Annotated in this window: 12 protein-coding genes; 8 read left to right on the top strand and 4 right to left on the bottom strand. The window is 53.4% G+C overall.

Annotated elements, in window-relative coordinates; translation table 11 throughout:
- Positions 1–14: 14 nt before the first annotated feature.
- Positions 15–2,678 (bottom strand): pyruvate dehydrogenase (acetyl-transferring), homodimeric type, encoded by a 2,664-nt coding sequence (aceE, locus tag KCR01S_RS09190; protein ID WP_061282330.1) that lies wholly within the window; start codon positions 2,676–2,678, stop codon positions 15–17.
- Between the two features lie 161 nt (positions 2,679–2,839).
- Positions 2,840–3,604 (bottom strand): pyruvate dehydrogenase complex transcriptional repressor PdhR, encoded by a 765-nt coding sequence (gene pdhR, locus KCR01S_RS09185; RefSeq protein WP_061282328.1) that lies wholly within the window; start codon positions 3,602–3,604, stop codon positions 2,840–2,842.
- A 538-nt stretch (positions 3,605–4,142) separates the two neighbouring features.
- Here pdhR and aroP point away from each other — a divergent pair.
- From aroP to KCR01S_RS09155, 6 genes are all read left to right on the top strand, one after another.
- Positions 4,143–5,513, top strand: a complete 1,371-nt coding sequence (gene aroP / locus KCR01S_RS09180) for an aromatic amino acid transporter AroP (RefSeq protein WP_061282326.1) — start codon at positions 4,143–4,145, stop codon at positions 5,511–5,513.
- A gap of 106 nt (positions 5,514–5,619) precedes the next feature.
- On the top strand, positions 5,620–6,660 hold the full coding sequence (locus tag KCR01S_RS09175) for a LacI family DNA-binding transcriptional regulator (protein WP_061282324.1): 1,041 nt from the start codon (positions 5,620–5,622) through the stop codon (positions 6,658–6,660).
- 144 nt (positions 6,661–6,804) lie between these two features.
- Entirely contained in the window at positions 6,805–7,875 is a 1,071-nt protein-coding gene (locus tag KCR01S_RS09170) for an SIS domain-containing protein (protein ID WP_061282322.1), read from the top strand.
- A gap of 41 nt (positions 7,876–7,916) precedes the next feature.
- Positions 7,917–9,284 (top strand): PTS transporter subunit EIIC, encoded by a 1,368-nt coding sequence (locus tag KCR01S_RS09165; protein WP_061282320.1) that lies wholly within the window; start codon positions 7,917–7,919, stop codon positions 9,282–9,284.
- A 164-nt stretch (positions 9,285–9,448) separates the two neighbouring features.
- Positions 9,449–10,858: a glycoside-pentoside-hexuronide (GPH):cation symporter gene (locus KCR01S_RS09160; RefSeq protein WP_061282318.1), complete on the top strand. Its 1,410-nt coding sequence runs from the start codon at positions 9,449–9,451 to the stop codon at positions 10,856–10,858.
- Entirely contained in the window at positions 10,858–11,808 is a 951-nt protein-coding gene (locus tag KCR01S_RS09155; RefSeq protein ID WP_061282316.1) for a glycoside hydrolase family 43 protein, read from the top strand. The genes KCR01S_RS09160 and KCR01S_RS09155 overlap by 1 nt, the downstream gene beginning before the upstream one ends.
- 41 nt (positions 11,809–11,849) lie before the next feature.
- Here the strand turns inward: KCR01S_RS09155 and ampE are convergent, their stop codons facing one another.
- Entirely contained in the window at positions 11,850–12,704 is an 855-nt protein-coding gene (gene ampE, locus KCR01S_RS09150; RefSeq protein ID WP_061282314.1) for a beta-lactamase regulator AmpE, read from the bottom strand.
- Positions 12,701–13,270, bottom strand: coding sequence for a 1,6-anhydro-N-acetylmuramyl-L-alanine amidase AmpD (gene ampD / locus KCR01S_RS09145; RefSeq protein WP_404821381.1), 570 nt, complete (start codon positions 13,268–13,270; stop codon positions 12,701–12,703). The genes ampE and ampD overlap by 4 nt, the downstream gene beginning before the upstream one ends.
- Positions 13,271–13,475: 205 nt before the next feature.
- Between ampD and nadC the strand changes: the two genes are divergently transcribed.
- Positions 13,476–14,369, top strand: a complete 894-nt coding sequence (nadC, locus tag KCR01S_RS09135) for a carboxylating nicotinate-nucleotide diphosphorylase (protein ID WP_061282310.1) — start codon at positions 13,476–13,478, stop codon at positions 14,367–14,369.
- 182 nt (positions 14,370–14,551) lie between these two features.
- The gene (ppdD, locus tag KCR01S_RS09130) at positions 14,552–14,989 is read left to right on the top strand and encodes a prepilin peptidase-dependent pilin (RefSeq protein ID WP_061282308.1); all 438 of its coding nucleotides are present in this window, start codon (positions 14,552–14,554) and stop codon (positions 14,987–14,989) included.
- Positions 14,990–14,994 lie beyond the last annotated feature (5 nt).

Below are 14,994 nucleotides of genomic sequence, written 5' to 3'. Positions count from 1 at the left end.
GTTTCTTTTACCTCTTACGCCAGACGCGGGTTAACTTTTTCTGCATCGATGTTGAATTTAGTGATGGCTTCCGCAACCACTTTCTTATCGATTTCGCCACGTTTAGCCAGTTCGCCCAGTGCCGCTACTACCACATAGGAAGCATCAACTTCGAAGTGGTGACGCAGGTTTTCACGGCTGTCAGAGCGGCCAAAGCCGTCGGTACCCAGTACGCGGTAATCATCAGCCGGTACATAAGTACGAACCTGCTCAGCAAACAGTTTCATATAGTCGGTGGATGCCACTGCCGGCGCGTCGTTCATCACCTGAGCGATGTAAGGAACGCGTGGGGTTTCCAGTGGGTGCAGCATGTTCCAACGTTCACAGTCCTGACCATCACGTGCCAGCTCGGTGAAGGAGGTGACGGAGTAAACGTCAGAACCTACGCCGTAGTCGTTCGCCAGGATCTGCGCTGCTTCACGGACGTGACGCAGGATAGAGCCGGAGCCCAGCAGCTGAACTTTACCTTTGCTACCTGCAACGGTTTCGAGTTTGTAGATACCTTTACGGATACCTTCCTCGGCACCTGCTGGCATCGCCGGCATGTGGTAGTTTTCGTTCAGCGTGGTGATGTAGTAGTAAACGTTCTCTTGTTTCTCACCGTACATACGCTCCAGACCATCATGCATGATGACCGCAACTTCGTACGCGTAAGATGGATCGTAAGAGATACAGTTCGGGATAGTCAGAGACTGAATGTGGCTGTGACCATCTTCGTGCTGCAGACCTTCACCGTTCAGCGTAGTACGACCGGAAGTACCCCCTACCAGGAAGCCGCGAGCCTGCTGGTCGCCTGCCTGCCAGCACAGGTCACCGATACGCTGGAACCCGAACATGGAGTAGTAGATGTAGAACGGGATCATCGGCAGGTTGTTGGTGCTGTAAGAGGTCGCAGCAGCCAGCCAGGATGCGCCGGCACCCAGTTCGTTGATACCTTCCTGCAGGATCTGACCTTTTTCGTCTTCTTTGTAGTAAGCAACCTGCTCACGGTCCTGCGGGGTGTACTGCTGGCCGTTAGGGCTGTAAATACCGATCTGACGGAACAGGCCTTCCATACCAAAGGTACGCGCTTCATCGGCGATGATTGGCACCAGACGGTCTTTGATGGACTTGTTCTTCAGCATCACGTTCAGAGCACGAACGAACGCAATGGTGGTAGAAATTTCTTTGTTCTGCTCTTCCAGCAGCGGACCGAAATCTTCCAGCGTTGGCAGCTCCAGCTTCTCATCGAAGTTAGGCTGACGGCTTGGCAGATAACCGTGCAGTTTTTCACGCTGGGCGTGCAGATAGGTGTGCTCTTCGGAACCTTCCGGGAAGGTCACGTATGGCAGTTTTTCGATATCAGCATCGGCAACAGGCACATTGAAACGATCGCGGACGTAGCGAACGCCGTCCATGTTCATTTTCTTAACCTGGTGAGCGATGTTTTTACCTTCAGCGGTGTCACCCATGCCATAACCTTTGATGGTATGAGCAAGGATTACGGTCGCTTTACCGGTGGTTTCCTGCGCTTTTTTCAGTGCAGCGAAGACTTTCTTCGGATCGTGACCACCACGGTTCAGTGCCCAGATCTGCTCGTCGCTCCAGTCAGCAACCAGCGCAGCAGTTTCTGGGTATTTACCGAAGAAGTGCTCACGAACGTAAGCGCCATCTTTGGATTTGAAGGTCTGGTAGTCGCCATCAACGGTTTCGTTCATCAGTTGGATCAGTTTACCGCTGGTGTCTTTACGCAGCAGCTCATCCCAACGACCGCCCCAGATAACCTTGATAACGTTCCAGCCAGCGCCTGCAAAGATGCCTTCCAGTTCGTTAATGATCTTGCCGTTACCGGTGACCGGGCCGTCCAGACGCTGCAGGTTACAGTTGATGACGAAGACCAGGTTGTCCAGTTTTTCACGGGTCGCGATGGTGATCGCACCTTTGGATTCTGGCTCATCCATCTCGCCGTCGCCCAGGAAGGCATAAACGGTTTGTTTGGAGGTGTCTTTCAGACCACGGTGTTCCAGATATTTCAGGAATTTAGCCTGGTAGATCGCACCGATTGGACCCAGACCCATAGAAACGGTTGGGAACTGCCAGAAGGTTGGCATCAGTTTCGGGTGCGGATAAGAAGACAGACCTTTACCGTGAACTTCCTGACGGAAGTTGTTCATCTGCTCTTCGGTCAGACGGCCTTCAAGGAACGCACGTGCGTATACGCCCGGGGAGATGTGGCCCTGGAAGTACACCAGGTCGCCGCCATCCTGCTCGTTGCGGGCGCGGAAGAAGTGGTTGAAGCACACTTCATAGAAAGTGGCTGAAGACTGGAAGGAAGCCATGTGGCCACCCAGCTCGAGGTCTTTTTTAGACGCACGCAGCACGGTCATGATGGCGTTCCAGCGGATAGCAGAACGAATGCGGCGTTCCAGCTCCAGATTGCCCGGGTATTCCGGTTCATCTTCAACGGCAATAGTGTTGACGTAACCGCTCGCCCCTGCACCAGCAGCTACCTGAACGCCGCCTTTGCGGGCTTCAGAGAGCAGTTGGTCGACCAGATACTGAGCGCGCTCAACACCTTCTTCACGGATGACCGATTCGATCGCCTGTAGCCAGTCGCGAGTTTCGATCGGATCCACGTCATTTTGTAAACGTTCTGACATGGGGGTATTCCTTATCTATCTAATACGTTGAGTTATCTGGAACCTGTCCCATTGCGCTCTTGCGTAAGAACGCAATAAGACAGGTTCTGCGTTTAGTTGCCGCGCGTTAAATAGCGCTTGATTTACAACATCTTCTGGTTAAATTTCTGCCAGAAAAATCACTAATTCTTGCGTTGCTCCAGGCGGCGTAAGGCGCGTTCACGACGGCTTTCCTCACGACTACGGTCCAGGAGAATCTCTTCGATAAACGCCAGGTGACGGTGGGACGCTTCGCGTGCCTCTTCCGGTTTACCCGCGATAATCGCTTCAAAAATACGGGTTCGGTGGCTGCTGACTAACGGCAGCATCTCCCTACGCGCGTATAACAATTCAAAGTTTTGCCGAACATTTTGCGCCAGCATTGGCTCCATACATCTGAGCAAATGGAGCAACACGACATTGTGTGCCGCTTCGGTGACAGCAATTTGATACTGGAGTACCGCATCAGATTCACCGTCAAGGTCGCCGGACTGTTGAGCAAGCTCGATGGCATGGTGGAGTTCACGAATACGGATCTTGTCTTCATCCGTGCTACGCAGTGCAGCGTAATAGGCCGCAATACCTTCCAGCGCATGGCGCGTCTCAAGCAGGTCAAACTGGGATTCAGGATGGTCGGAGAGCAGTTCTACCAATGGGTCGCTAAAACTCTGCCATAGGCTGCTCTGAACAAAAGTGCCACCACCCTGACGACGCAGCAGTAAACCCTTCGCTTCGAGACGTTGGATAGCCTCGCGTAAGGAGGGGCGGGAGACGTCGAACTGTTTTGCCAGTTCGCGTTCCGGTGGGAGTTTTTCCCCGGGGCGTAAAGTCCCCTCAAGAATTAAAAACTCCAACTGCTGCTCAATCACATCGGAGAGTTTTGGTTGGCGAATTTTGCTGTAGGCCATGATTTCCTGTCTTAAGCCATTTGCCCGGAGTCAATTGGTCTTACCAATTTCATGTTCTTGACGCTAAAGTAACAAAGTATTCACCTTCTGTCCATACAGGTTTTGATTGAAATCAGTAAACCCGGCACTTTTTAACAACATTACAGAAATGATGTTTCAGAATTGTAACCTTGCACAAAAAACAACTTTACCTATAAAGAAGTACAATTAACCAAATAAAAACAAAGATAAGCAAACTGAAGCGTTTCAATTCCGCAATTTTCGAATTTAAATGCATCTAAATCGCATAAATAACCACATTTGATTCAATGAAACATTTGCACACCTGCGTGACAGCTGTTGGCTTTTTATCCAACCTCTCTTCATCCCTTCATAAAGCAGGTGCATTCCTTCGCGCTTACCACTATTCTGCTGATGACGAAAGAGCCTTACCTCTTTTTAAGAAAAGCTTTTCGTAAACATAACAATACAGAAAACGGAATTTCTTAAGTACATACGCAAACAGCGTCACAATAATAACCACACACGAGGTTTCACAATGGAAGGTCAACAGCAAGGCTCCCAGCTTAAGCGCGGCCTGAAGAACCGCCATATACAGCTGATCGCTCTGGGCGGCGCTATCGGCACGGGCCTGTTTCTCGGCAGCGCTTCCGTTATTCAATCGGCAGGCCCGGGGATTATTCTCGGTTACGCCATCGCCGGTTTCATTGCCTTTATGATCATGCGCCAACTGGGCGAAATGGTGGTTGAAGAGCCCGTAGCCGGCTCCTTTAGCCACTTCGCTTACAAGTACTGGGGCAACTTCGCCGGCTTCGCGTCAGGCTGGAACTACTGGGTACTGTACGTACTGGTTGCCATGGCCGAGCTGACTGCGGTCGGTAAATACATTCAGTTCTGGTGGCCGGAAATTCCAACGTGGGCGTCTGCCGCCGTCTTCTTTATCGCCATTAACGCCATTAACCTGACCAACGTAAAAGTGTTCGGTGAAATGGAGTTCTGGTTTGCGATCATCAAAGTTATCGCCGTTATTGCGATGATTCTGTTCGGTGCATGGCTGCTGTTCAGCGATACCGCTGGCCCACAGGCCACCGTACGCAACCTATGGGAACAAGGTGGCTTCCTGCCGCACGGCTGGACCGGGCTGGTGATGATGATGGCGATCATTATGTTCTCCTTCGGCGGCCTGGAGCTGGTCGGGATCACCGCAGCAGAGGCGGATAATCCAGAGCAGAGCATTCCAAAAGCCACCAACCAGGTGATCTACCGTATCCTGATTTTCTATGTGGGCTCACTGGCCGTTCTGCTGTCCCTGATGCCGTGGACCCGCGTCACCGCAGACGTCAGCCCGTTCGTGCTGATCTTCCACGAACTGGGTGACTCTTTCGTTGCTAACGCCCTGAACATCGTGGTGCTGACCGCAGCGCTGTCCGTTTACAACAGCTGTGTATACTGCAACAGCCGTATGCTGTTCGGCCTGGCACAGCAGGGCAACGCACCAAAAGCATTGCTGAGCGTCGATAAACGCGGCGTACCGGTCAATACGATTCTGGTTTCTGCCTTTGTTACCGCGCTGTGTGTACTGATTAACTACCTGGCGCCTGAATCTGCGTTTGGTCTGCTGATGGCGCTGGTGGTCTCGGCGCTGGTGATCAACTGGGCGATGATTAGCCTGGCTCACATGAAGTTCCGCAAAGCGAAACAACAGCAGGGTGTCACCACTCGCTTCCCGGCGCTGTTCTATCCGCTCGGGAACTGGATCTGCCTGGTCTTCATGGCGGCAGTGCTGGTGATCATGGTGATGACCCCAGGCATGGCTATCTCCGTATGGCTGATTCCGGTATGGCTGGTTATCCTCGGTATCGGCTACATGTTTAAACAGAAAAATGTGAAAACCGTGAAAGCGCACTAATTTCTGTTTCTGCTCTGTACCCGCCTTGGGTACAGAGCGTTCACCCTCCCGCCAAAGTGATGTACCATTACCTGGGTTACCGTCGACAAAAGGACCTGGGTGGCTGATGAAAAAAAACCTCACTATCAAAGACATTGCTGAACTGGCCAATGTCTCTATCGCCACCGTTTCCCGGGTGCTCAACAACAACAGTTGGGTCTCGGATAAAACCCGAACCAAAGTACAAAAGGTCATCGACGAGCACCACTTCAGCCCCAACCTGATGGCGCGCAGCATGATTTCCCGCAAGAGCATGACCCTTGCCGTGGTGGTTTCCGATATTACCAACCCCTACTTCGCCACGCTGGTTGAACAAATCGAAAAAGCCTGCCTCCAGGCCGGTTATAAAATTATCCTCTTCGATACCCAATCCGCGAACAAACGCGCCGGTTCAGTGCAGGTGATTGCCGAAGATCAGATCTTCAATACCATCATCGATAGCCAGCTCGACGGCGTCATCATTCTCGGCGGTAATATCGACTACCTGAAGGTCCCCGAGAGCTACCTCCAGGGCCTGAAAAAGCTTATCGCTTCACTGCCGGTGATCGTCGTGGGCCGCAAACTCGCCCGTTACGACTACACTTGCCTTGAGCGTGACCAGGTTAACTGCGTGGCGATGATCACCCGCCATTTACTGGAAAAGGGCTATCGTGACATTGCGTTTGTGGGGGGCTCATCGCACGTCTACATGACCGGCCAACGCGTCGCCACCTTCCTGCAAACGCTGAAAGCGGCCGGGATTGATGAACACGCAGCCGCTATTTTTGAGACCAACTTCTATCCAGAACACGGCTATGACGCGGCGGTAAAACTGCTGAAATCCGGGCGTCCCCTCCCCCAGGCCATTCTGGCAATTAACGATCGCGTCGCCATGGGGGCCATTCGCGCGCTGAAAGATAACGGTTTGACGGTCCCGGAGGACATCGCCGTCGCCAGCTGTGAGTATTTCCCCGGCAGCGAGTATTTCATTCCACGGATAACGACTATCGATCATAAAAATAACGAGATTGGTCAACAAGTTATTCGCCAAATGATGACCATTCTTCAGGACATGCTGCCCGACGTTTCCCCAATTACACCGCAACTGATCGCCGGCGAATCCGCATAATCCCTCGGGCTGGCCGACCGGCCAGCCGCACACTAAATATTCAGATCTTAATCACAGATCTCTGATCGTAAAATTGACGATCCAAATTCTCTCATAATATTTTACTGAAAACGTTTTCAGTTTTTTCAGTCACGAGAGGCCGCAATGAAACCCAACATGATGACCTACATCCACGAAGAGCAGGCAACGCTTGCGCAGATTCTGGATAACTACCCGCAAAATGTTCCAGCTATCGCTGATGATAGCGAATGGTTGCTACTGGCGACAGGTTCCAGCGCCAATGCCGCCGCGAGCGCAAAATACTATATCGAAAGCCTTTCCGCCGTGCGCCTGACGCTTGCCGAACCATTCCACTATCAGCATTTTGAAAAGCACAATCCGGCGATTAAAACGGTGATTGCCATCTCCCAGAGTGGTGAAAGCACCTCAACGCTGCACGCGCTGGAAACGCTGAAACAGCGCTTCCCGCTGCAAACGGTAGGCTTAACCAGCAAACCGCAGAGCGAACTGGCCAAAACCGCGGATCAATTTGTTTTGCTGGATATTGGCGAAGAGCGCGTGGGATATGTAACCAAAGGCTATGTGGCGACCATTCTGACATTGATGCTGATGGGGTTGCGCCACGCACGCGCGGTGAACGCGATTGACGATGCCCGCGAGCAGCAGGAACTCTCGGTTTTTCGCGAGGCGATTAACGCTATCGGCTCAATCATCCACACCACCGAGGCCTTCTTCCGCCGCTGGCAGTCCGAACTGGCCGCCGCACCGCGCTTTACCAGCATCGGTTACGGACCGGCTATCGGCGTGTGCATGGAGATGGCAACCAAATTTACCGAGACCGTGCGTGTACCTTCACAGGGCATCGAGATGGAAGTCTTTATGCACGGCCCGTATTTTGAAATTAACCCGCAGCATCGCCTGTTCTTCCTCGACGTGCCAAGCGTGGCCCGCGAACGACTGACGCTGCTTCGCCAGTATGAACAACGCCATACCCAATACGTCTACACCGTCACACCTGAGGCCAGCGACGATCCGCATACCCTGGCGCTGAATGTCAACACGCCGGAGACCGTGCTGCCGCTGCTGATGGTGATCCCTTTCCAGATCCTCGCGCACCATATTGCCGAGGCAAAAGGTAATAACCTGCCGCAGCGGATCTTCACCGACTTTGGCGTCGCAGTAAAAAGTAAAACAAAACCCGGCGATTACGCCTGATCTACTGCCTGTACCCTACCTACTGATAAAGGTGCCTCGTTATGGCGACTCAATACTTAGCCGTTGCACAAAAAATCCTTGCAGCCGTCGGCGGCAAGGAGAATATCGACCACGCAAACCACTGCGCGACTCGCTTACGCCTGAATTTAAGGGACGATTCGCAGATTGACGAAAAGGGACTGTACGAGATTTCTGAGGTGGTAAAACTGGTCAACAACGGGAGCCAGTTTCAAATAGTGATCGGTCCCAAAGTCGAAAAAATCTTCGCGGCACTCAGTGAGCTGCTGCCTGCGGCACAGGAAGCCGCCGGCCCCCAAACGCAGGACGTTTCGCTCTTTAACCGTCTGCTGGCGACGCTATCCGCCATTTTCACCCCTTACATTGGCGTGCTGGCAGGCGTTGGGGTAGTCAAAGGGCTGGTCGTCCTGCTGCAAACGCTGGAGCTTATCTCAACCAAATCCTGGCTGTTTGTGGTGTTTAACGCCCTTTCCAGCGGCGTGTTTGTCATGCTGCCGCTGTTTATCGCCGTGACCGCCGCAGACCGTTTTAAAACCAGCCGCTTCACCGCGCTGGCGCTGACCGCGGCGATGGTCTTCCCGTTGACCGACGCCGCCACGCCGGATCACGTAGAACTCTTCCATCTCGCGTTCCCGCTGAAAATTTATGGCGGTGCGGTGATCCCGGCTATCTTTGCGGTATGGTTCCTGAGCTACGTCGAACGCTGGTGCAAAAAGTGGGTACCAGAAATCGCCGCGCTGGTATTTGTACCGTGCCTGTCGCTGATTATTAGCGGATTTGTGGTCTTTACCGTGATTGGCCCGATTGCGGATTATGTGGGTATTGGCATTGCCAACGGCTACACCTGGCTTTACAACCTAAGCCCGATGCTCTCCGGCGCACTACTGGCGGGGATTGGGCAACTGTTCGTGGTCTTCGGCGTTCACTGGGGCATTATTCCCATTGCGCTGATTAACATGCAGGTGAATGGCTACGACACGGTGATGGCGATGTTTATGTCTGCGGTCATGGGCCAGTTTGGTACCGTCTTTGGCGCCATCTTTATCGCCCGTAACCTGAAAGACAAGCAGCTGGCGATTTCGGCCTCAATCTCCGCGTTCTTTGGCATTACCGAGCCTGCGCTGTATGGCGTAAACCTCAAATACCGGATGCTGTTTATCTTCGGCTGTATTGGCGCGGCGTTGGGCGGTGCGATTACCGGGCTACTGCAAGTCAAAACCTACAGCTTCCTACCGGTACTCAACGTCTTTGAGCTTGGACTGTTCAGCGGCCCGGAATCAAAAGCTATCTATGAGGTGTTCGCGATTATCGTCGCCTTCAGCGTGCCGATGATCCTGACGATTATCTACGGTAAAACGCGCGTGCTGGTACCGGCCGCCGAGCTCCGTTAATCCTCCACACACGGTAGCGGATAAATACCGCTACCGCGCCTGTTATCTGCTTCACACTTTCCCATAAGTAGCAGATTTATCCATATCAACAACGTTATCCTGCTACGCAATTTCTTCGTTCACAGCCAATAATCCTCTCCATATCACACAAAAGAGATCTGGCGATGAACGCAAGCAAACTGTCAGTAAAAGAGAAAATTGGCTATGGCATGGGCGATGCGGGATGCAATATCATCTTTGGCGCTATCATGCTGTTCGTAAACTATTTTTACACCGATATTTTTGGTTTGGCCCCGGCGCTGGTCGGCGTGCTATTGCTGTCAATTCGCGTCATTGATGCCGTTACCGACCCTATTATGGGCGCACTAGCCGATCGCACCCGCAGTAAGTACGGTCGTTTTCGTCCATGGTTGCTGTGGATAGCTTTCCCCTATGCCCTGTTCAGCGTGCTGATGTTCACCACGCCTGATTGGAGCTATAGCAGCAAAGTTATCTATGCATTTGTCACCTATTTCCTGTTATCCATCACCTATACCGCAATCAACATCCCTTACTGCTCTCTTGGCAGCGTCATCACCAACGATCCGAAAGAGCGCGTCGCCTGTCAATCCTACCGCTTCGTCCTCGTGGGTATCGCAACCCTGCTGCTGTCACTGACGCTGTTACCTATGGCCGATTGGTTTGGCGGTGAAGACAAAGCCAAAGGCTATCAGATGGCGATGGCCGTGCTGGCATTTATTGGCATGTGCATGTTCCTGTTCTGCTTTGCCACCGTGCGTGAACGCGTGCGCCCGGCGGTACAGACCAACGATGAACTCAAACAGGATTTAAAAGACGTCTGGAAAAACGATCAGTGGGTACGCATCCTGCTGCTCACCTTGTGTAACGTCTGCCCAGGTTTTATCCGCATGGCCGCCACCATGTATTACGTGACCTGGGTGATGGGAGAAAGTACCCACTTCGCCACCCTCTTTATCAGCCTTGGCGTCATCGGCATGATGATTGGCAGTATGCTGGCGAAAGTCCTGACCGACCGCTGGTGTAAACTGCAGGTCTTCTTCTGGACCAACATCGCGCTGGCCATTTTCTCCGTGGCCTTTTACTTCTTCGACCCGCACGCCACGATGCTGATTGTGGTGCTCTACTTCCTGCTGAACATCCTGCACCAGATCCCATCGCCGCTGCACTGGTCGCTGATGGCCGACGTTGACGACTACGGCGAGTGGAAAACCGGCAAGCGTATCACCGGGATCAGCTTCTCCGGTAACCTGTTCTTCCTGAAAGTGGGTCTCGCGGTCGCTGGGGCGATGGTCGGCTTCCTGCTCTCCTGGTACGGCTACGATGCCGGTGCTAAAGCCCAGAGCGAAACTACGCTCAACGGTATTATGCTGCTGTTCACCATCATCCCAGGCGTAGGTTATCTGATCACCGCCGGCGTAGTGCGCCTGCTGAAAGTGGACCGCTCATTGATGAAACAGATCCAGGAAGATCTTGAGAAACGCCGCACCAACTATCGCGAACTGAATGAATATCAACAAGAACTGCAAACGACTGAACACGTAAGGAAAGCCTGATGAAGAATTGGCCCAACCCTTTTATTGAGCAGCGCGCCGATCCCTTTATTTTGCGCCACCAGGGAGCGTACTATTTTATCGCCTCAGTGCCAGAATATGACCGGCTGGAGATCCGTCGGGCAGCCGACATCGACGGCCTACGCAGCGCAGAGCCCGTCGTGGTATGGCGTAAACCGAATAGCGGCCCGATGAGCAACCTTATCTGGGCCCCCGAGCTGCACCATATCGACGGCAAATGGTATATCTACTTCGCTGCCGCCCACACGCAGGCGCTTGATGAACTGGGGATGTTCCAGCACCGTATGTACGCGATCGAGTGCAGCGACGCCGATCCGTTAACCGGGAAATGGGTCGAAAAAGGTCAGATAAAGACACCGTTTGATACCTTCTGCCTTGATGCCACCACGTTCCACCATCAGGGTAAACAGTGGTATTTGTGGGCGCAGAAATCCCCGGAGATTGCCGGCAACTCCAACATCTATCTGGCAGAGCTGGCCAACCCGTGGACAATTAAGGGCGAACCGCTGATGCTCAGCAAACCGGAGTTTGACTGGGAGTGTCGGGGTTTTCTGGTCAATGAGGGGCCTGCCGTCATCACCCGCGGCAATCGCTTATTTATCAGCTACTCCGCCAGTGCCACCGATGAAAACTATTGCATGGGGCTACTGTGGATCGATAAAGACGCCGAGATGACCGACACCGAAAACTGGCATAAATCGCCCACGCCGGTGTTCACCACCAGCAATGAAAACCGCCAGTATGGGCCAGGCCACAACAGCTTTACGCAAACGCCGGACGGTGAAGACGTGTTGGTATATCACGCCAGAAATTATACGGAAATTGAAGGTGATCCGCTGTATGACCCGAATCGTCATACGCGTCTGAAGACGGTGCGCTGGCAGGAGAATGGTATGCCGGACTTCGGTATTCCACCCGCAGACACCCTGTAAAGAATTGGCCCGGTCACACGATATTGACCGGGCCAGAAAAGCTACACCAGCGTCCCGTAAATCGTCAGCAGCGCCATGACCACGACTACCGCATAGGACGTCTTCTTCGCCATTGAAACGGCGGCCTTGGGTGTCTCAACCTTGTCGACGTGCGGTTCACGTGCCAGAGAGTACTGCGCCAGAGTGGTCAGCACTTGATACTGCGACGAATGACGGTCGCCCAGCGATGCAAACCACGCCGGAAGCGCTTTTTCACCGTGACCAATCAGCGCATAAACCACCCCAACCAAACGGACCGGCACCCAATCCACGACATGCAAAATGGCATCAATACCCGACTGTAAGCGGTGATGCGGAGTCTGGTAACGAGCAAGCCAGGACTGCCAGGCCCGCAGGAAGGCATAGCCTATCAGCGCCACAGGCCCCCACGAGCCGCCGACGACGAACCAAAACAATGGTGCGAGGTAAAAGCGATAGTTGATCCACAACAGTGCGTTTTGCAGCTCGCGCAAGAACTCACGCTCGTCGCAGCCGGCGGGAACGCCATGAATCATCGTCAACTCGCTGGCCATAGCCTCGCGCGCATGGACATCATCACGGGAAGCGGCTTTTAGATAGGCGTGATAGTGCAGGCGAACGCGACCGGCACCGATGCACAGCAGCCCGAGCAGGATCCAGAAGATCAGCGACGGCACGTTAAACAAAACGCCGCTTAGCGCTCGCTGAATAATGCCGACCAGCGCCATCGCCACAAGGGTCATGACGAGAGTACCGGCAAGCGAATAATGTTTCACCCGCCGAAACAGCGTCTCCAGCCGATGATCGAGCTGCCAGTGTTCGCCCAGTTTAAACAGGCGTTCAGCAAACAGCACCAGAAGCGTGGTAAACAACGTCATGTCATCTCCTTATTTGACGAGGGGGTGACCAGCGCACGAAAACGGGTCCAGTCAAATGCCGGGCCAGGATCGGTTTTGCGCACGGGCGCGATATCACAGTGGCCGGCCATATTGTTGGCAATCGCCGGGTATTCGCTAATGAGCAGCTCGGTTAATGTCGCCAACTGTCGATACTGCTCGTCGGTATAGGCCAGCGTGTCAGTGCCCTCCAGCTCGATACCGATGGAAAAATCATTACAGCGTTCGCGGCCACGGTAGCTCGACACACCGGCATGCCAGGCGCGTTTATCAAAGGGAACGTACTGCACAATCTCGCCATCACGACGGATCAGGCAGTGGGCAGAAACCCGCAGATGAACAATCTCAGCAAAGAAAGGATCGGCATCAGGGTCGAGCGTGCCGGTAAACAGCGCATCAATCCAGGGGCCACCGAACTGCCCTGGCGGTAGGCTAATATTATGTACCACCAGCAGCGAAGGGGTTTCATCATCCGGACGGCCATCAAAATGAGGAGACGGCACCTGCCGCACACCCACTAGCCAGCCCTTATCTATACACAAAGTCATTTCAGTTTCATCACGTCGGCAAAGGAGATGATCCTCAGGCATACATCGAGATCGATGGCTGAGGTTAACGCGCACAACCACGACTGAGACCACTCAAAGGCGATCGGTTGAACCGCATTCGAGATTTCCTTATAAGTGGTTATGCTTGTCGGTTCAGAGTAGCATGTTTCAATCTTTCGCATCGTTACCATTTTGGAGCTTAATCATGCCGCCTCGCCGCTATAACCCAGACCACCGACGTGACGCGCTGCTAGAACGTATCAACCTCGATATCCCTAACGCTGTTGCCCAGGCGCTGCGTGAAGACCTCGGAGGCGAAGTGGATGCGCATAACGATATTACCGCACAACTCTTACCGGAAAACAGCCACTCGCATGCGGTGGTAATCACCCGCGAAGATGGCGTTTTTTGCGGTAAACGTTGGGTTGAAGAGGTCTTTATCCAGCTTGCCGGTGATGACGTTACCCTCACCTGGCATGTCGCTGACGGCGATGCCGTGACCGCCAACCAACCGCTCTTTGAAATTCTCGGGCCATCCCGTGTACTGCTGACAGGCGAACGCACCGCGCTGAATTTCGTGCAAACACTCTCCGGCGTGGCCAGCGAAGTGCGCAAATACGTCAATCTACTGGAAGGTACCCATACTCAGTTGCTGGATACCCGTAAAACGCTACCAGGCCTACGCACCGCGCTGAAGTATGCCGTCCTGTGCGGCGGTGGCGCCAACCATCGTCTGGGCCTTTCTGACGCTTTCCTGATTAAAGAAAACCACATTATTGCCTCTGGTTCCGTACGCCAGGCGGTGGAAAAAGCCTTCTGGTTACATCCTGATGTGCCGGTGGAGGTCGAGGTCGAAAGCCTGAAAGAGCTAGAAGAAGCGCTAAAGGCCGGCGCGGATATCATCATGCTCGATAACTTCGACACCGAACAAATGCGCGAAGCGGTGAAAATGACCCGTGGTCAGGCGCAGCTGGAAGTCTCCGGTAATGTTACCGCCGAAACCCTGCGTGAGTTCGCCGAAACGGGCGTCGACTTTATCTCTGTCGGAGCACTGACCAAACACGTTCGCGCCCTTGACCTGTCGATGCGTTTTCGCTAAAAACGCCCCTTTCTAAATGCCCTCCCTCTGGAGGGCTTTTTTTCGTCCCGGCTTCCCGTTTTTTATGTATCGCTGCAACGACATAACACATCCTGGAACGCGCTTCCCCGAATCCATTTTCCTCCCTCGCCGTTCTCCTTGAGCTTTGACACAGTAGCGCCAGACTCAGCAAGGAGCAGATCATGGATAAACAAAAAGGTTTCACCCTCATCGAACTGATGGTTGTTATTGGCATCATCGCTATCCTCAGCGCTATCGGTATTCCAGCCTATCAAAACTACCTGCGTAAAGCGGCATTGACCGACATGCTGCAAACTTTTGTTCCCTACCGCACCGCCATAGAACTTTGCGCACTCGATCATGGCGGTATTGATAGCTGTAATGCCAGCAGCAACGGCATCCCCTCCCCCACGACTACCCGTTATGTTTCGGGAATGAGCATCACCAAAGGTACCGTCGTACTCACCGGCCAGGAGAGCCTCAATGGGTTAACGGTCACATTAGTGCCCGGCTGGGATAACGCAAATGGCATAACCGGCTGGCAGCGCACCTGTGGTATTCAGAGCGACAGTGCGTTACAGCAGGCCTGTGAAGATGTTTTCCGTTTTGACGCCCAATAGGCAAA

The organism is Kluyvera cryocrescens NBRC 102467, assembly GCF_001571285.1.
Lineage (GTDB): Bacteria > Pseudomonadota > Gammaproteobacteria > Enterobacterales > Enterobacteriaceae > Kluyvera > Kluyvera cryocrescens.
Note: the sequence above shows the minus strand (reverse complement) of the source record. Positions and strands in the feature narration are given on the sequence as shown.